The organism is Sorangium sp. So ce124, assembly GCF_051525235.1.
Classification (GTDB): Bacteria; Myxococcota_A; Polyangia; order Polyangiales; family Polyangiaceae; genus Sorangium; species Sorangium atrum.
Genome location: NZ_CP150312.1, coordinates 6,595,990 through 6,612,302, shown reverse-complemented (window position 1 = coordinate 6,612,302; position 16,313 = coordinate 6,595,990). Strand labels below are relative to the sequence as shown.

Below are 16,313 nucleotides of genomic sequence, written 5' to 3'. Positions count from 1 at the left end.
CAACCGCACGGCCCATCAACCACGCGGGAATAGACCGTGCCTGCCCGCCGTCCGGAGCTCGTCCAGCCCGGCCTCCATGCGCGCGACGATCCGCGCGAATGCGCGCTCGACCTCGTCCGGGTCGCTCGCGGCCTCTCTCGGGAGCCCGAGGTGCAGCGGGCGGAGCACCCGCGTGTGGATCTTCACCGGCAGGGGCACATGGGGGATCGGGATGCCGACGATGAGCCCCCACGGCAGGGCGAGGCCGAGCGGCGCGACGTTCGAGCGCGCGAGCTCGGGGAGGCGGAGCCACCTGGCCAGTCTGCTCCCATCCGTGGCGATGTAGAGGGATTGGTGCGCGCCCACGCTCACGATCGGCACGATCGGCACGCCCTCGCGGATGGCGAGCCGGACGAAGCCGCGGCGCCGGCCGAAGCGGATCGTGTACTGCGCCGAGCTCGGCTTGCACGCGTCGAGATCGCCGCCGGGGAAGACCAGCACCGCCGCGCCCCGGGCGAGCGCTCGCCGCCCGTTCTCCGGGCTTGCCGCGATGGCGCCGCAGGCGTTGAGCCAGGCGCCGGCCTTCGGGACGTTGAACGGAAGATCGTGCATCAGCCCGTAGGACGGCCGCGATGGCCCATAAAGGCGCCAGAACGCCGTCATATGGCAGTACATATCGGGCATTCCCGTCATCGCGTTGTGGTTGCTCACGGCGAGGAAGGGGCCGTCGGGCAGCTGCTCTTCGAGCTCGGTCTCGCAGCGGAAGTAGTCGTCGTAGAGGAAGCCGAGCAGCGGGAGCACCCGGGCGATGAACGCCGGATCGCGCGCGTCGAGATCGTCCGGGCGGGCGCGCCCGCGGCCTTTGAGCGCGAACGCCGCGATCGCGTCCTTCACGAGGTCAAGGCTGGGGCGAGGCTCTCTCGGTAAGGTCAGCACCGTTCAGGGTGCCCTAGCGTGCGGCCGGACCGAGGGGAAGCGGTTCGTTCAGGTTGCCTGTCGCGAGGCCACGGCGCGGGATCGCGTCGGTCACCGGCGGCGCTGCGCCTGCGCTCGCGCCGAACGTCCGCTGCGCGCCGCCTGCGCTCGCGCCGAACGTCCGCTGCGCGCCGCGCCGTCGGGCCGCTCCTGTGCGGGCCGGAGCGTCGCCGCCGGGTCGCTCACTCGACGTCGCGGCAGCACCGGAAGCCGGTCTCGTAGAAGCGAAACCCGTCCCCGTGCGCCGGGTTCGTGGAGCCGCACCGCGGCTTCGCGCCGCCGAAGCAGCCGGACCAGTAACAGCCCTTGAGGACGTGAGGATACTCGTTGACGTGATATTGGGTGCGCACCACCCACTCCTCGACGCTCCCCGTCATGTCGTGGACGCCGAACGCGCTCGCGCACCCAGGTCGCGAGCCGCTCGGCTCGGCCTGGTACAGCGCCTGGACCTCGGCCAGCGCTCCATCGGAAGGCCAGGAGCTGAGCGCGCCCTCGTCGGGCGCTCTCCACGTCTTGTTGTCGTTGCAGCGCTCCGCTTCGTGGGTGTTCCCGTACGGATAGACGAACGCCTCGGGGCCCTGGCACGCCGTGTCCCACTCGTCCTCGGTGCAGAGGCGCTTTCCGCGTTCCTCGCACCAGGCGTGCGCCGAGACGGCGCTCTCCATGACGAGCGGCAGGGCGCCTTCCACGTTCGGCGCCTCGAAGCGATCGATGCAGTATCCCTCGACCTCCGCCATGTCGGGCGGGCAGGGCGCCGGCGGCGCCGTGTCGAGGGGGAAGTCCTGCTCGTCGGTTCCGCCGCTGCCTCCCCCGCCGCCGCCTTCTCCGGGGCCCCCGCCGTCGCCTGCGCCGCTGCCTCCGCCCGATGTCACGGAGGGTGACGAGGATGCCACGGAGGCCGACGAGGACGACGCCGCCGCCGCGCCCCCGCCGCCCGGGGCGTCGTCCATGCCGGCGCCGAGACCGCCGTTGCAGGCAGCGCTGAAGAGCGCCACGAGCCCTATCAGCGAGGTGAGCCGAGCGGCGAGGGGGAGAGCTCCAGAGCGCATTGCGGGCTCCTCATCGAACAACGTGTCAGAGCGGCGGTCGCGCGTCGAGCGCGCGCCGCGCCTCCCGTGCTCCGCGCCGTGGCTCATCGCGTCGGATCGTCCTCGACACAGACATTCGCCCTCCGCCTTCCTCCCTCATCGATCCTCGCGGCTCTCGGACGGAGTGCTCCCGCAGGGGACGGCAAGGCGCGACAGCGGTGCTCGGAAGCGAAAGCGCCGGGAAAAGCATAAAGCAGTTCGACCGTCGAGCCGCGACGGGGGTACCTTGAATGCCAGGAAGAGAAAATTCCAGGGCTATCCGCTTCGTTGGCGCCCTACCGTCCTTTCCTCCCGGGATTCGGGTTCTGGGTTCCGGGTCGCGGGACCCGGCGCGGCGGAGCGACCCGCTAGAAGCGGAGCTTACAACGGAGGATCGCGCTCGGCGTGACACGCGCGGCGGTCAGCCGGCTCGCGCGCGCGTCGACGTGGACCTGGACCGCCACCGAGCCTGCGAGCGCGCGGCTCACCAGGTCGCGCGCGAGCAGCCCCACGGCGCCGGTCAGGTGCGACATCGCAGCCGAGCCGGCCAGGAGCGAGCATGGGATGGATCCAGATAGATCCATCGCGATCGCGGCGTCCGCGCCGCTGCGCTCGACGGTGCCCGTTCCTTTGAGCTTCAGCGCGCCGGCGGCGACCTCCACGCCGCTCAGCGCGACGCGCCGGCGGTCCGCCGAGATGCTCGCGTCCGCCTTGACGGTCGTGGTGTTGCCGAAGAGGAGCCCGTCGAGCTCCCTGGGGTGGGGCAGGGTGAAGCCCTTCACCGTGAGCGCGATCGGCCCTTCGAGCGGCCCCTCGGACAGGGCGGTCCGGTCCGCCCCATCCGCGAGCCGCAGCTCGAGCGTTCCGGCGACGACCATCGTCGAGGCGCCGACGTCGACGCCGAGGAGCGCGCCCACGGCGGAGAGCGGCGTCGGCGCGAGCTCGATCGAGGCGCTCGGCGAGGGGCGTGGGCGGAGCTCGGCCCTGAGCGGCGCGGAGACGAGGTCCTCGCCGCCGAAGCCGAGGGAGATCGAGGCTGCGCCGAGGGACCAGGCGATGTCGGTGCGCGCGATCTCCTTGCCGGCGACGAGCACGCGGGCCTGCTTCAGGACGCCGATCTCCGGCCGCGGCGCGCCGGGCGGCGCGGCGGCGCCCTCGACCGGGGCGGCCGCGCGCCGCTCGAGGGCGCCGTCGGCCAGCACGAGCACCTCCGGTCCGCCGTCGCGATCCCGGAGACCGAGGCGGAGGCGGCCCGTGGTGAGCGGCAGCGCCGCCGCGCGCGGGCCGTACTGCGCGACCCACGCCGGCAGATCCTCCAGGGCGTCGGTCCCCACGAGGGTGAGCTCGACGCCTTCCGTCGCGATCCGCGCGGGCGAGAGCCCGCGCAGCTCGATGGTGGCGCGCGCGATCGTGCCCGAGACCCCGCGCACCCCGAGGAGCGAGAAGCGGCCGTCGCGCAGGCGGATCGAGCGGAGATCGACGTCGATCACGCCAGGATCGAGCGCGACGCCGCGCGCGCGGGCCTCGGCGATGATGCGCCGGCGGAGCGCGGGCGGACCGAGCACGAGGAGCGCGGCGACGGCGGCCCCGATGAGGGCGACGACCACGAGCGCCGCGATCAGGGCGCGGCGGCGCCGCTTGCCGCGCGCGCCGTGTGGCGCGCCGCCGCTCTCGCCAGGGGCGCGCGGCGCAGCGTTCTCGTCAGCGACGCGCGGCGCGCCGCCGCTCTCGCCAAGGGCGCGCGGCGCGGCGAGCGGCACCTCCGCGTCGGTGTCGGGGGAAGAGGCAGAGGAGGGGCGGGGGGAGGGCGCCACGAAGTGGGATCCCTGTAGCGTCGTTCGAGCGCCGTCGCGAGCGCTTCGCGCCGCTCGGCGCGCTTGCAGCCGAGCCCTCGCCTGCGCTACGGGTCACAGAGCCGCCTGTAGTCCGGTCCCCGGAGCCCGGTATGAAGATCACCATCATCGCGAGCGGGAGTGGAGGCAACGCCACGCTGTTCGCTTCCCGTGGCACGCGGGTCCTCGTGGACGCCGGCGTCGGGCCGCGGGTGCTCGAGCAGTGCCTCTCGGCGGCGGCCGCGGACGGCGCGGACGGCGCGGACGGCAGACTGCTGCCCGACGCGATCGTCATCACACACGCGCACGCCGACCATGTGGGCGTGGCCGCCAGGTACAACAAGAAGCACAAGATCCCGATCTACGCCTCGGAGGCGACCGCGCGCGCGGCGGAGCTCGGCGATCCAGAGCGCGTCCGGGCCTTCTCGCCGCGCGAGCCGTTCGCGGTTGGCGCGCTCACCTTCTCGCCGAAGCCGCTGCCGCACGACGCCGCGCAGGTCGCGCTCGTCGTCGACGACGGCGCGCGGCGGGCCGCGCTCGTGACGGATCTCGGCGAGGTCCCTCCGGGGCTCCTGGAGCACGTCGCCGGCTGCGATGTGGTGATGCTCGAGTCGAACTACGACCCCGGGTTGCTCGAGGCCGGCCCGTACCCGCAGCACCTCAAGCGCAGGATCCGCTCGGCGCGGGGCCACCTGTCGAACGCGCAGGCGTGCGAGCTGCTCGCGACGCTGCCCGGCGGCACCCACACGGTCGCGCTGATGCACCTTTCGGAGGTCAACAACCGCCCGGACCTCGCGCTCGACGCCGCCCGTGACGCGCTCGCCGGCCGGCGCGCGCGCCTCTTCGCCGCGCCGCCTCGGGGGCCGCTCGTCCTCGACGCGGCGGCGCCGCCGGCCCCTCCGCCCGGCGCGGCGCGCTCGTCGCTCGGGCCGCCGGCTCCCCCGCGCCAGCTCGGTCTGTTCACGGGGATGTAGCTCGACGCGCCGGCCGAGGAGCCGCCGCCCTGGCGAGCGTCAGATCCCGTCGAGCCGCACCTTCTGGCCTGCGACGACGCCGTGGCGCCGCGCCCAGCCGGCGTTCAGCTCGAGGACATACGTCGACGGACAGCCGACGTCGAAGGTCGAGTCGTTGAGCGTCGGGGTGTTCTCCTCAATACCCACGATCGTACCGTCGCTGTCGATGAACAGCATGTCGAGCGGGATGCATGTGTTGTGCATCCAGAACGAGTGATTGGTCCGCTGCTGGAAGACGAAGATCATCCCGCGGTTCTCCCCCATGCTCGTCCTGTACATGAGGCCGCGCATGCGCTCTTGCTCTCTCCTGGCGATCTCGACGGTGACGTCGGGGGCCTTGGCCTCGAGGAAGGTCACCTTGCCGGTCGCGAGCTGGAACGGGCCGGTCGGGTCGTCGGGGCACGCCGGATCCGGGCCCGTGAGCCTCGGGGACGGTCGCTCCGGCGTCGACGGCGTCGGCTGGATGCAGCGGGCGGCTTCCCGCCCCCCGGTCGAGGCGGCCGGCGTCCCCGTCGAGGCCGGAGGCGTCCCGGTCGATGCGGGAGGCGCGACGTCGCCCACGTTGCTGCTGGGCGTGAGCGGGAGCGGCTCGTCGACGCGGCGCTCGCATGCGCCAAGGGCGAGCCCGAGCAGCAGCGTGCCCAGGGCGGGAACGAGCGAGGCGAGCACGGCGGGAATGGCGAGCGAGGCGGACGTGGCGGACGTCGCGGAGGTGAACGGACGGGTCGCGAGGGCGCAGCGCGAGCTCATGCCGCTTCCTACCACGGCGACGCTCGTCCTTGACCGCTGGACCGCGACGCGGGAAATCGTCGCACGATGAACGCTCGAACCCTCGCCATTCAGTCCATCGCCGCCCTCGCCACGCTCTCGGCCCTCGCGGGATGTTCGAAGACCCCGGAGCCCACGGCCGAAGAAGCGCCGAAGCCGAAGACCACGCCTGCGTCGACGGGGCTGGCCGGAGGCAAGGCGGAGAAGGAGCGCCCTCAGCCGCAGAAGCGCAAGGTCACCGCGAAGCCGGTCGCCGAGGTCAAGCCCAGCGAGGACGACCCGGTCAAGGGCAAGTGGACGCTCGACGACGCCACCAAGGGGCTCCCGCCGGGCAAGACGTTGACCGCGTCGATCGAGACCGACCTCGGCACGCTGTCCTGCAAGCTGCTGGACGACAAGGCGCCGATCACCGTCGCCAATTTCGTCGGCCTGGCGCGAGGGATCAGGCCCTGGAAGACGCCGGAGGGGACATGGGAGAAGAAGCCCGCTTACGACGGGACGATCTTCCACCGCATCATCAAGGGATTCATGATCCAGGGCGGTGACGCGAAGAAGAACGGCACCGGCGAGGCCGGTTACGTCATCCCCGACGAGGTCTGGGAGGACGGCAGCCACGATCGCGCGGGGCTCCTGTGCATGGCGAACCGCGGCAAGAACACGAACTCCGCGCAGTTCTTCATCACCGACGCGGCGGCGTTCCACCTCGACAACGGCTACACCATCTTCGGTGAGTGCGGGCCCGAGGAGCTCGTCCACAAGCTGGCCGGCGTCGAGGTCAAGGGCGAACGCCCGGTCACCCCGCCGGTCATCAAGAAGGTGACGATCACCCGGCAGTGATCGCGTCGAGGCGCCCCGCGCCGAGCCGGGCTCCCGCCGCCGCGCGGCGAGGAGCCGAGCTCGAAGGGGGCGCGCTCACGGGCAGTCGTTCTCTTCGCCGGGCGTCGGCGTGGACGCCACGGTGAAGCTGATGTCGAGCCACTCGCTCGTCTCGTCGTGCCCGCTGATGCCGTTGCCCTCGGTCAAGAGCTCGCCGAACTCGATATCGCTACAGCGGACCAGGCTCGCTCCGCTGCCGGCGGCAGCGGCCGGCCGCTGGCTGCCGCGCGCGGTGTCATCGGCATAGCCGGCCTTGCCGGTCTTGTACGCCATCGCCGAGTTCCCCAGCTCCTCGCCCCAGATGACGTAATCGATGTCCTTGAGCGGGCTGCGCTCCGTGCCGTCCCACTCGAAGAGGATCACCATCTCTCCGCCGTCGGTGAGCAGCGCGCCCGATTGCGCCCCGAGGGCGCCGTTCGTCGGCGCGATCATGGGCGGCACGTCGTCCCCCCCGCAGGGGATGGGCGTCTCGTCCAGGGCGAAGTCGGCGCACCGCTGGTACTCGAGCTCGAAGCCGTCATCGCTCGCCAGCACGAGGCGTCCGCCCGCAGGAATCATGGTCCCGGGGGGGAACTGGACGAGGAAGTCCGTCCCTGCGCTGCCGGTCGGCGCCCAGGCGGTACCCGTGGTGATGGCATAATAAACGCTGTTGTCCGAAAGGTAGTAGTTGGTGAGGTCGATCTCGGTCTCGGTCGGGTTCCAGATCTCGATGAACTCGGCCGCTCCGGGTCTGACGACGATCTCCGAGATCAGCACGTGGCCGGCCGGCTCACCGGGGACCGCGCCGCCGCCGCCGTCTCCTCCGCCAGCGCCGCCGGCGCCGCCCGCGCCGCCTTCCCCACCGGCGCCGGCCTCACCGCCGCCGCCGCCTTCGCCGGAGCTGCTCGCGGTGGTGCTGGAGGAGCTCGCTCCACCTCCTCCCGTCTCGTCGTCACCGCCGCACGCCATGAGGGGGGCGAGCGCCAGAGGGGGGGCTGCGAGGAGTGCGATGGTGAGCAGGTTGCGCGTGTGCATTGTTGAGAGATACATCAGAGTGCCGGCCAACAGGCAAGTGGGATTGCAGCCTGGGGGAAACGATCCACCGCTCGTCGTGGCGTCAGGACACTGCCATCGCTGTCAAATGCATGGCGGGCGCGCGAGGAATCGATAGCATGGCGACATGCGACGGCGCTCCTCGCTCCTCCTGACACTCCTCTGCGTACCGCTCCCTGGGCTCGCTCTCGCTGTCGGTTGCGGCCAGACAGTCATCGTGGACGATCCGTCCGCAGACGGCGGGGGCGGCGGCGAGGCCGGCGCTCCGCCGGTCTCGACCGGCGGCGGGGGCGGCTCCGACGCGGGGAGGGATCCGCTCGAAGAGTACGAAGACCCCGGCTGTCCTGACACCGAGCCGCCGGTCACCGATTTCGCGTGCGATCCGTACGACCAGTCGAGCGGCTTTTGCGCCCCGGGAGAGGGGTGCTTCATCTACGTGCAGTATCCGGACGAGCCGTGCGGGCAGGAGATCTACGGCGCGTACTGCGCGCCGGCCGGTCCGGGCCGGCAGGGCGATCCGTGCAGCGGCGGCAGCCAGTGCGGCGCCGGGTTCGCCTGCGTGGTGACCGGCTCGGGCACCCAGTGCGTCGAGCTCTGCGCGCTCAGCGGCGACGTCAACTGCGATCCCGGGTTCGTGTGCGAGCCGATCGACGTCGCGGGGATGGGCGGATGTCTGTGACGAGGTACGCCATGGGTCGGCGCGCGCGCCGGAAGGCGGCGCTGGCGACGGCCCTGCTCGGGACGGCCCTTGCCGGCGGCTCGCTCTCGGGGGGGTGCGGGGCGCGGACCGGGCTGAACATCCCGCCGCCCGCGCCGGAGTGCGAGGTGGACGCCGACTGCCCCGGCATCGAGGATCTCTGCAAGCCCGTGTTCTGCCAGCTCTTCGAGGCGGGGCAGCCCGACGGCGGCGCGGCGCCCTCGCCCGAGGGCGCGGCCCCGCGGCGCGGCGGGGAGTGCGTCGCGCTGGTGCCGGTGGATTGCGACGACGGCGACCCCTGCACCAAGGACACGTGCGAGAGCGCGAGCGGGGCGTGCGTCTACGGGCCGTCGACGCTCGACATCGACGGCGACGGCTTCCGCGCGGCGCTGCCCGGCACGATCCCCGGCGAGCCGCTCTCGTGCGGCGACGACTGCGACGACGCGAGCGCCGCGGCCTTCCCTGGGGGGATCGAGATCTGCGACGGCGTCGACAACGACTGCGACGGCACGGTCGACAACGGGGCCCGCTTCGTGCCGCTCGACACCGACGCGACCCGCATCTCGGGCGAAATCGCGCCGGCCGGCGCCGGCGGGCTCGCCTGGAGCGGGACGTCGTACGCGTCGCTCTACACCGGGACCACGCAGGGCTTCAACGTGTACCGCTCGATGATCAGCGTCGACGGGCAGCCGCTCGCGCCGGGCGAGGAGGTCATCACGCCGAAGAACGGCGACGCCTCCGGCGGGCCGATCGTGTGGGTCGGCGATCGGTACGGCGCCGCGTGGCAGGACCGGCGCGACGGCGACTACGAGGTGTACTTCTCCCTGCTCGACGAGGACGGCCAGAAGGTGGAGGGCGGCGATCGGCGGCTCTCGAAGGCGCCCGGCTTCTCCGTCAACGTGACGCTCACCTGGAACGACGCGGAGTTCATCCCCGTCTGGCAGGACGAGCGCAACGGCCTCTTCGATCTGTTCGCGCAGCGCATCGACATCGACGGCAACCTGATCGGCGACAACGTCCAGCTCACGGAGGCGTCGAACGGCCTCGGCAACGAGGCGCCCTCCGCGGCGGCCGGCCAGGGCGGCATCGGGGTCGCGTGGTCCACGGGCGACGCGGCCACGCACTTCATCCAGTTCCGGACGTTCACCGCCGAGCTCGATCCGCGCTCGGAGGTCGTCACGCTGACGACCGGCGAGACCGACGCGGTCTATCCGACGGTGGTCTGGAACCGCGATCGCTACGTCATCGCGTGGTACGACAAATCGGCGAGCCTCAAGGCCATCTATGCGGCGGCGGTCTCGGAGGACGGCCAGATCCTCACGCCGCCCACGCCCATCTCCGACCCTGGGCCCTTCCGCTCCAGGTACCCCTTCCTGCGCCCGCTCGGCGATCGGCTGCTCGCGATCTACTCGGACGACCGCGACCAGAACGACGGCTACGAGCTCTACGCGGTCACGGTCAACGCGGATCTCGTGCCGATCAGCGCGGAGCAGCGGCTCACCTTCGCGCCCCGCGACAGCATCGGCCCGGTCGCGACGTTCGGGCCGGAGGGCGACGTGGGCATCCTCTTCCGCGACGATCGCGAGGGCGGCGAGCACCACGTCTTCTTCACGCGCCTCGGCTGCATCGCGGGCGACTGACGGCGGCCTCGCGGCCGAGCGCGGCGCGCCGGCCCGGCGCCCCGCTGGGCCGCGCTCAGTCCCGGGTCGGCTGGCGGCGCAGCCGGAACGGGCCGGCGCGGTGGACCTTGCCCGGGAGCGGGCGGCCGATGACCTGCTCGGCGACGTTCCCCGCCTCGATCAGCTTGTCGAGATCGACGCCGGTCCGGACGCCCATCCCGTGCAGCATGAACACGAGGTCCTCCGTCGCCATGTTGCCCGCCGCGCCCGGCGCGTAGGGGCAGCCGCCGACCCCCGCCACCGACGCGTCGAAGTCGCGCACCCCGAGCTCCAGGCCGACCAGGATGTTCGCGAGCGCCGTGCCGCGCGTGTCGTGCAGGTGCAGCGCGAACCGCTCGGGCGGCATCGCGTCGAGGAAGCGGCGGACGATGTCGTGCGTCTGCCGCGGGGTGCCGACGCCGATCGTGTCGCCGAGGGAGACCTGGTAGCAGCCGAGGTCGATGAGCCGCTCCGCGATGCGAACGACCCGGGCAGGGTCGACGTCGCCCTCGTACGGGCAGCCCCACACGGTCGAGACGTAGGCGCGCACGGCGAGGCCCGCCTCGCGCGCCGGAGGGACGATCTCCGAGAACACCGAGAGCGTGTCGTCGATCGACTTGTTGATGTTGGCGCGGTTGTGCGCCTCGCTCGAGCTCAGGAAGACGGCGATCTCGCGCAGGCCCACAGCGAGCGCGCGCTCGAGGCCGCGCGCGTTCGGGCACAGGGCGCTGAAGGTCACGCCCCGCTCGGCCGGGAGCGTCCGCGCGAGCTCCTCGGCGTCGGCGAGCTGCGGGACCCACTTCGGCGAGACGAAGCTCGTGATCTCGATCTTGCGGAGACCGGCGGCGACGAGCGCCGCGATGAGCCGCCGCTTGCCGTCGATCGGGATCATCGCCGCCTCGTTCTGGAGCCCGTCCCGCGGGCTCACCTCGAAGATCGAGACCTCGTCCGCGACGCGGGCGAAGAGCGGCGCCGAGGCGGCGGCGCGATCCGCGCTCTCGTGAGCGGCGGTGCCCTCGGCCATCGGAGGACCCTCGGCGCCGGAGCGGGGCAGCGTCAACCGCTCACCATCCGTAGCTGCCGGTTCGGCGCGGCCGGCGTGAAGGAGATCGGGTAGCTCCCGGAGAAGCACGCGTGGCAGTAGCTGTCCGCCGACGGCCGCGCGCCCGCGGATTCCCCGGCCCGCGCCTCGAGGGACCGCACGCTCTCGACGAGGCCCTCCAGCGACAGGTACCCGACGCTGTCGGCCGTCAGGTAGCTGGAGATCTCGTCCACCGAGTGGCTCGACGCGATGAGCTCCGACCGCGTCGGCGTGTCGATCCCGTAGTAGCAGGGCCAGCGCGTGGGCGGGCTCGAGATGCGGACGTGCACCTCGCGCGCGCCGGCGTCGCGGATCATCTTGACGATCTTCCGGCTCGTCGTCCCGCGGACGATCGAGTCGTCGATGACGACGACCCGCTTGCCCTCGATCACCGCCCGGTTCGGGTTGAGCTTGAGCCGGACGCCGAAGTGCCGGATCGACTGCTGCGGCTCGATGAACGTGCGGCCGACGTAGTGGCTGCGGATGAGCCCCATCTCGAAGGGGGCGCGCGCGCGGTCGGCGAAGCCGATCGCCGCCGGCACGCCCGAGTCGGGCACGGGGATCACGACGAGATCGTCGCCGGGCTCGACCGGCTGCTCGGCGGCGAGGCGCCGGCCGAACGCCTTGCGGACCTCGTAGACGCTGACGCCCTGGAGGGTCGAGTCGGGCCGGGCGAAGTAGACGTGCTCGAAGATGCAGAGCTTGCGCTGCTCCTGCGCGAAGGGGAACTCGGAGCGCACGCCGTCGGCGCTGATGATCAGCATCTCGCCCGGCGCGACGTCGCGCACCTTGCGCGCGCCGATGAGGTCGAACGCCGTCGACTCGCTCGCGACCACGTGGGCGACGCCGCTCGCGCTCGCCATCTCGCCCAGGCAGAGCGGCCGGATCGCGCGCGGATCGCGCACGGCGATGAGCTCGCGCTCGGTCAAGAAGAGCAGCGAGTAGGCGCCCTCCACCTCCATGAGCGCCTCCGCGATGCGGTCGCGCAGCGCTTCCTTCTTGCTCATCGCGATGAGGTGGACGATCGACTCGGTGTCGCTCGCGGTCTGGTAGATCGAGCCGCGCGCCTCGAGCCGATCGCGCAGGGCCTCATGGTTCGTGAGGTTGCCGTTGTGCGCGACCGCCAGCGAGCCGCGCGCGTAGTCGACGCCCAGCGGCTGCGCGTTCTTCAGGTGCGAGCCGCCCGCGGTGGAGTAGCGGACGTGGCCGATGGCGCGCTCGCCGGGCAGCGTCGCGAGATCGGACGGAGCGAAGCCGGACTGCACCCGCCCCATGGCGCGGTGACCGAAGAGGCGCTCCCCGTCGCTGCTGACGATCCCCGCTGACTCCTGCCCTCGATGCTGGAGCGCGTGCAACCCGAGGTAGGTCATGTTGGCCGCCTCGGGGTGGCCAAAGATTCCGAACACACCGCACATGCCGCCTATCTAGTACGAAAACGGTGCATGACCCACCGTCATGGCGATCTCTCGTCAATGATGAGGCGGCCGAGCGCCGGCGCAGGCGGGGGGTGGACGCTGGTGCGAGATCGGAGCGCAGGCAGGGCTCGAGGCCGCTCCGGTTGAAAGGTAAGACGGCTAACGAACATCCGGCGGGCACGGCGATGGTGCTTCGCCGGATCCCGCCGTGCCCCGCTGCTGGACAAGCGCCTCGCGCGGCGTCCAGGCGGCTCCCGTCATTTCGGGATGTTCCAGAGTTTCTCGATGATCTTGGTCTCCATGGCGTCGCCGTGACACGTGCCGCACTCCATGTCCTCCTTGTTCGCCCGGGAAACCTTGTTTTGGTACTCCTCCTCCATGAACGCCTGGAGGGCCTTCTTGTCCTTGCGGTTCAGGACGTGCTCGTTCCCGGCGTGGCAGCTGTCGCAGAAGAGGGTCCCGCCGCTCTCGCTGCGGAGCGGCGCCACGAAGTTGCGCCACATCTCGCGGGCGACCTTCATGTTCCGCGTCTCTTTCTTGAAGTCACCCTCGACGTGGCAGCCCTCGCAGGTGTCGTAGCCGAGCGCCTTCTGGAGCAGCGGCATCACCTTCTTCTTCTGCCCCGCCGGGAGCTTCTCGAGCGCGGGGATCTTCTTGAGGTTGATCCCGATCTTCTTCAGATCCGCCTCGAACTTGGTCGCCTGGAGCGGCGTCGACTTGGCGGGAGCCGCGTGCTCCTCCTGGTGCTCTTGCGCCTCCGCGTCCTTCTCCGGCTTCGCGGGCTTCGCCCCCTCGGCGTCGGCGGTCGCCTTGCCCTCGTCCGGGCTCGACTCGCCGTCGAAGTCGTTCTTGTCGGCCGCCGTCTCGGGCGGCGGCGTGCTGGAGCCACAGGCTCCTGCGAAGGCGCCCATCCAGAGCGCGAGGGCGAGCGCTGCGTGCTTCATTCTGGCTGCCATGGTCCTCCAAGGAACGTTGAGTTCGAGCCGAACGCCGCCCCCCGTGCGGCAGGCCGCGCCGCGCTGGCGCGCGCGCCCACGGTCGCCGGGCGATCTGGCCGGCACTCTACTCGAATTTGCCTGAGACGGAGAGGAACGTGAGCTTGTTGTTCGTCTCGCGGAGCCGCTGGACGAGCATCCGGACGACGTTCCAGAGGACCTCGTACGCGAGCTCCTTGTGCAGGAAGAGCAGGTCCTCGAACGCGTCCTTCGACACGGTGAGCAACCGGCAGCGCTCGTGGACGCGCGCGTCGGCGGAGCGGGGGGCCTCGTCGAGCAGCGCCATCTCGCCGAACACGGCGCCCGGGCCGAGCACCGCGAGCGCCTCCTCGCCGATCCCGGCGATCTCGCGGCTGATCCGGACCTTGCCTTCGAGCAGGATGTAGAGCTTGTCGCCCGGATCCCCGTGCTGAAAGATCTTGGTGCCGAGGGCGTGCGTCTCTTCGCTCGCGACGCGCGAGATGAGCTCCAGCGCGGCCGGGGTGAGGCCCTTGAAGAGAGGGACCTTCGAGAGCTGCTCGATCCGTTCGGGGACGATCACAAGCCGCCGACGAGGATAACCGAGGCGAAGGGCGCGGAGCGAGTTTAATGGAGCCCGCGCGGCGAGAACCTAGCGCGTGAAGTTCACCGTGAAGGGCGGCGTCGTGGCGGTGATCGGGGAGCCCGCGCGATCTTTGCCGGGGGCGTACCGCCGGCTGAGCGCGCAGATGCGCGCGGCGCGACCGAAACCGTGTCCAGGATCACTGACGATCTTGACCGACAGCGGGCTGCCATCGGGCCGCACGGTGATCATGAGGGTGACCTTCGCCTGATCGATCTGGTCGACGTCGGCCTCCGGCGGGAACGCACAGTTGCTCCAGGAGGTGCTGCCGAGCAGTCCTGGCGGGGCGGAGCGGTCCGGCCCTGCGGGGGGCGGGGGCGGGACGGGGTCGCCCGTGCCCTTGCCGCCCACGACGCCCCCGACCTTCGCGTTCGGGTTGAACGTGGGGGTCTTCGCCGTACCTGCGCCGGCCACCTGGCCGTAGCCGACGCCCTGCCCGTCGCCGCTCGCGATCCCGCGATCGGTCATGTCGAGGACCTCGTCCGGATCCGGCTCTTTCGTCAGGACCTTCGCGGCCGCGGCGGCGGCGGGGGGCGGATCGTACGGGTCGTCCTTGGGCGGCGGGGTGTTCGCCTGGGGAGGCGGCGCGACCTTGGGGACGGGCTCGGGCTCGGGCGCCGGCGGCGGCGGCTCGGGCTCCGGCGGCTTGGGCTGCTCGACCTTCGGCGGCGGGACGTCGACCTCGTAGATCGCCCAGAGGTAGTCGTGGATGCCGGCGCGCATCTCCCCGACCACGTGCCGCATGTCGCGCAGCGACCCCGAGACGATGGCCCGAGCCGAGGCCGCGCCGTGGCTCGTGACCGCCAGCGTGACCCCGAGAAAGGCGCCCACGCGCGACGCGCGGTCGCCGAGGGCGAGCACCGCGGCGAGCGGATCCGCGCCGCGCCGCCGATCGCCGGCGCGGCCCGGCGCCCGCGAGGCGAGGGCGGGCGAGGGATCTTTGGCTCCCCCGGGCTCGGCGCCGCCGCGCTCGTCTCGGCGGCGGCCGTCGTGGACCGCCCCCGCGGCGCGATCGCTCGTGACCTGGCTCATAAGGTCTCGCTCGGCGCGCTCACGGCGCGGGGCTCGGGGTTGCGGGCGCGGGGGCCGCCGGGGCAGGCGCGGCAGGGGCCCCTGGCGCCGTACCCGGGGCCGCGCCGGGCTCGGGCGCGATCGGCGTCACGCCGAACGCGATCTTGGAGACGCCGGCCTGCTTCAGCAGATCGAGCGCGCGGATCACCCGGCCGTGCGGGACCGTCGTGTCGGCGCGGATCACGGCGCGGAGCTCCGGGTTCTTCGCCTGGGCCTCGCGCGCGATCGGCAGGATGGCGTCCTCGCTCGCGAGCTTCTTGCCGTCGGCGAGCGTGTCGCCGTTCGCGTGCAGCTCGAGACCGAAGATGAGCTGCACCTCCTGCCCCTGCGCCGCCTTCGGCAGATCGAGGGGGAGCGACTGCGAGACGATGATCTTGGCCGTCACCATGAAGATGATGAGGAGGACGAGGGTGATGTCGACGAGCGGCGTGACGTTGATGCCGCTGATCATCTCGTCATCGTCGTTGCGGCTCATGCCGGCCATCAGCGCTCCTCCTCGCCCGCGCCGCCCTTCTTGTGCTCTTCCTGCCGCGACGCCCTCGCGGCCTTGCCCCGCGGCTGCTCGACGGCGGCGGCGGGCGCGGCCCCGGCGAACGCCGGATCGATCTTGAGGTGCGCGAGCAGGACGCGCGTCAGCGCCTCGGTGTTGGCGAGCGTCGACTTGATCATGCGCTGGAAGAAGTTGTTCGCGGCGACCGCCGGGATGGCGACCGCGAGGCCGACCGCGGTCGCGACGAGCGCCTCGGCGATGCTCGACATGACCGCCTGCGGCGCCATGGCCTGCGACGTCGCCTGCGCCACGGGCGTCTTCGCCGCCTGGCCGAGCGCGTCGAAGGCGCCGACGACGCCGATGACGGTGCCGAACAGCCCGATGAACGGCGCGTTGTTGCCGAGCGTGCCCAGGTAGGCGAGGCGCCGCTCCAGCTTCATGCGCTGGAGCGCCGCGGCGCCTGCCATGGCCTCCTCAGCCGCCTCGGGCCCCTGGTGCGCCACCGCGAGGCCGGCCGCGACGACCGCCGCCTCGGCCGAGGGCGAGGCGTCCATCCGCCGCCGCGCCGCCTCGATGGAATCGTCGAGGGACGTCTTGAGATCCCGCGCGAGGACGGTGAGGTCGTCGCGGAGCGACCAGAAGAACCAGGCGCGCTCCAGGATGATGGCGACCGAGACGACGCTGAGGGCGATCATCAACCACATGACCCAGGCGGCCCCGAATCCGACCATGATGCGCTGCAGCCACTCGACGAGGTTCATCT

At 71.9% G+C, this 16,313-nt stretch carries 16 protein-coding genes; 4 read left to right on the top strand and 12 right to left on the bottom strand.

All coding sequences use genetic code 11. The annotated features are described in order from the left end of the window. Window positions 1-15 precede the first annotated feature (15 nt). The 3 genes from WMF19_RS24680 to WMF19_RS24670 all read right to left on the bottom strand — a co-directional run bounded on the left by WMF19_RS24680 (window position 16) and on the right by WMF19_RS24670 (window position 3,835). Entirely contained in the window at window positions 16-873 is an 858-nt protein-coding gene (locus WMF19_RS24680) for a 1-acyl-sn-glycerol-3-phosphate acyltransferase (RefSeq protein WP_437901373.1), read from the bottom strand. 263 nt (window positions 874-1,136) lie between these two features. Continuing rightward, window positions 1,137-2,003 carry a formylglycine-generating enzyme family protein gene (locus WMF19_RS24675; RefSeq protein WP_437901372.1) on the bottom strand — a complete coding sequence of 289 codons (867 nt, stop codon included), beginning with the start codon at window positions 2,001-2,003 and terminating at the stop codon, window positions 1,137-1,139. A gap of 386 nt (window positions 2,004-2,389) precedes the next feature. Next, window positions 2,390-3,835, bottom strand: coding sequence for a hypothetical protein (locus WMF19_RS24670; RefSeq protein ID WP_437901371.1), 1,446 nt, complete (start codon window positions 3,833-3,835; stop codon window positions 2,390-2,392). A gap of 131 nt (window positions 3,836-3,966) precedes the next feature. On the opposite strand from WMF19_RS24670, the gene WMF19_RS24665 reads away from it, so the two are divergent. Further along, a complete protein-coding gene (locus tag WMF19_RS24665; protein WP_437901370.1) occupies window positions 3,967-4,827 on the top strand; it encodes an MBL fold metallo-hydrolase in 861 nt (286 codons plus the stop codon). Window positions 4,828-4,866: 39 nt separating this feature from the next. Here WMF19_RS24665 and WMF19_RS24660 read toward each other — a convergent pair whose 3' ends face one another. Further along, window positions 4,867-5,616, bottom strand: coding sequence for a DUF192 domain-containing protein (locus tag WMF19_RS24660; RefSeq protein ID WP_437901369.1), 750 nt, complete (start codon window positions 5,614-5,616; stop codon window positions 4,867-4,869). Between the two features lie 66 nt (window positions 5,617-5,682). On the opposite strand from WMF19_RS24660, the gene WMF19_RS24655 reads away from it, so the two are divergent. Continuing rightward, window positions 5,683-6,471: a peptidylprolyl isomerase gene (locus tag WMF19_RS24655; RefSeq protein ID WP_437901368.1), complete on the top strand. Its 789-nt coding sequence runs from the start codon at window positions 5,683-5,685 to the stop codon at window positions 6,469-6,471. 75 nt (window positions 6,472-6,546) lie between these two features. On the opposite strand, the gene WMF19_RS24650 is transcribed toward WMF19_RS24655, so the two are convergent. Then, window positions 6,547-7,524 (bottom strand): lamin tail domain-containing protein, encoded by a 978-nt coding sequence (locus tag WMF19_RS24650; RefSeq protein WP_437901367.1) that lies wholly within the window; start codon window positions 7,522-7,524, stop codon window positions 6,547-6,549. 235 nt (window positions 7,525-7,759) lie between these two features. Here WMF19_RS24650 and WMF19_RS24645 point away from each other — a divergent pair, with 235 nt between their 5' ends. Together WMF19_RS24645 and WMF19_RS24640 are read left to right on the top strand one after the other, a co-directional pair. Further along, on the top strand, window positions 7,760-8,221 hold the full coding sequence (locus WMF19_RS24645) for a hypothetical protein (protein ID WP_437901366.1): 462 nt from the start codon (window positions 7,760-7,762) through the stop codon (window positions 8,219-8,221). An 11-nt stretch (window positions 8,222-8,232) separates the two neighbouring features. After that, window positions 8,233-9,879 (top strand): putative metal-binding motif-containing protein, encoded by a 1,647-nt coding sequence (locus WMF19_RS24640; RefSeq protein WP_437901365.1) that lies wholly within the window; start codon window positions 8,233-8,235, stop codon window positions 9,877-9,879. A gap of 55 nt (window positions 9,880-9,934) precedes the next feature. Here the strand turns inward: WMF19_RS24640 and WMF19_RS24635 are convergent, their stop codons facing one another. The 7 genes from WMF19_RS24635 to WMF19_RS24605 form a co-directional block, all read right to left on the bottom strand. Then, a complete protein-coding gene (locus tag WMF19_RS24635; RefSeq protein WP_272093153.1) occupies window positions 9,935-10,921 on the bottom strand; it encodes a hydroxymethylglutaryl-CoA lyase in 987 nt (328 codons plus the stop codon). 32 nt (window positions 10,922-10,953) lie between these two features. Then, the gene (purF, locus tag WMF19_RS24630; protein ID WP_437901364.1) at window positions 10,954-12,393 is read right to left on the bottom strand and encodes an amidophosphoribosyltransferase; all 1,440 of its coding nucleotides are present in this window, start codon (window positions 12,391-12,393) and stop codon (window positions 10,954-10,956) included. A 257-nt stretch (window positions 12,394-12,650) separates the two neighbouring features. Further along, window positions 12,651-13,349 (bottom strand): hypothetical protein, encoded by a 699-nt coding sequence (locus tag WMF19_RS24625; protein WP_437901363.1) that lies wholly within the window; start codon window positions 13,347-13,349, stop codon window positions 12,651-12,653. A gap of 106 nt (window positions 13,350-13,455) precedes the next feature. Further along, complete coding sequence (locus WMF19_RS24620) at window positions 13,456-13,929, bottom strand: cyclic nucleotide-binding domain-containing protein (protein ID WP_012236950.1); 474 nt, start codon at window positions 13,927-13,929, stop codon at window positions 13,456-13,458. Window positions 13,930-13,998: 69 nt separating this feature from the next. After that, window positions 13,999-15,021 (bottom strand): energy transducer TonB, encoded by a 1,023-nt coding sequence (locus WMF19_RS24615; RefSeq protein ID WP_437901362.1) that lies wholly within the window; start codon window positions 15,019-15,021, stop codon window positions 13,999-14,001. Between the two features lie 19 nt (window positions 15,022-15,040). Continuing rightward, the gene (locus WMF19_RS24610; RefSeq protein WP_272093147.1) at window positions 15,041-15,544 is read right to left on the bottom strand and encodes an ExbD/TolR family protein; all 504 of its coding nucleotides are present in this window, start codon (window positions 15,542-15,544) and stop codon (window positions 15,041-15,043) included. Next, entirely contained in the window at window positions 15,544-16,311 is a 768-nt protein-coding gene (locus WMF19_RS24605) for a MotA/TolQ/ExbB proton channel family protein (RefSeq protein ID WP_437330966.1), read from the bottom strand. Before WMF19_RS24605 ends, WMF19_RS24610 begins: the two co-directional genes overlap by 1 nt. Window positions 16,312-16,313: the final 2 nt, after the last annotated feature.

What these genes read in the sequence shown, in the direction of transcription:
- WMF19_RS24675 (WP_437901372.1), bottom strand. Translation starts at nt 2,003, where the DNA reads ATGCGCTCTGGAGCTCTCCCCCTCGCCGCTCGGCTCACCTCGCTGATA.
- WMF19_RS24665 (WP_437901370.1), top strand. Translation starts at nt 3,967, where the DNA reads ATGAAGATCACCATCATCGCGAGCGGGAGTGGAGGCAACGCCACGCTG.
- WMF19_RS24660 (WP_437901369.1), bottom strand. Translation starts at nt 5,616, where the DNA reads ATGAGCTCGCGCTGCGCCCTCGCGACCCGTCCGTTCACCTCCGCGACG.
- WMF19_RS24655 (WP_437901368.1), top strand. Translation starts at nt 5,683, where the DNA reads ATGAACGCTCGAACCCTCGCCATTCAGTCCATCGCCGCCCTCGCCACG.
- WMF19_RS24650 (WP_437901367.1), bottom strand. Translation starts at nt 7,524, where the DNA reads ATGCACACGCGCAACCTGCTCACCATCGCACTCCTCGCAGCCCCCCCT.
- WMF19_RS24640 (WP_437901365.1), top strand. Translation starts at nt 8,233, where the DNA reads ATGGGTCGGCGCGCGCGCCGGAAGGCGGCGCTGGCGACGGCCCTGCTC.
- WMF19_RS24635 (WP_272093153.1), bottom strand. Translation starts at nt 10,921, where the DNA reads ATGGCCGAGGGCACCGCCGCTCACGAGAGCGCGGATCGCGCCGCCGCC.
- purF (WP_437901364.1), bottom strand. Translation starts at nt 12,393, where the DNA reads ATGTGCGGTGTGTTCGGAATCTTTGGCCACCCCGAGGCGGCCAACATG.
- WMF19_RS24625 (WP_437901363.1), bottom strand. Translation starts at nt 13,349, where the DNA reads ATGGCAGCCAGAATGAAGCACGCAGCGCTCGCCCTCGCGCTCTGGATG.
- WMF19_RS24615 (WP_437901362.1), bottom strand. Translation starts at nt 15,021, where the DNA reads ATGAGCCAGGTCACGAGCGATCGCGCCGCGGGGGCGGTCCACGACGGC.
- WMF19_RS24610 (WP_272093147.1), bottom strand. Translation starts at nt 15,544, where the DNA reads ATGGCCGGCATGAGCCGCAACGACGATGACGAGATGATCAGCGGCATC.
- WMF19_RS24605 (WP_437330966.1), bottom strand. Translation starts at nt 16,311, where the DNA reads ATGAACCTCGTCGAGTGGCTGCAGCGCATCATGGTCGGATTCGGGGCC.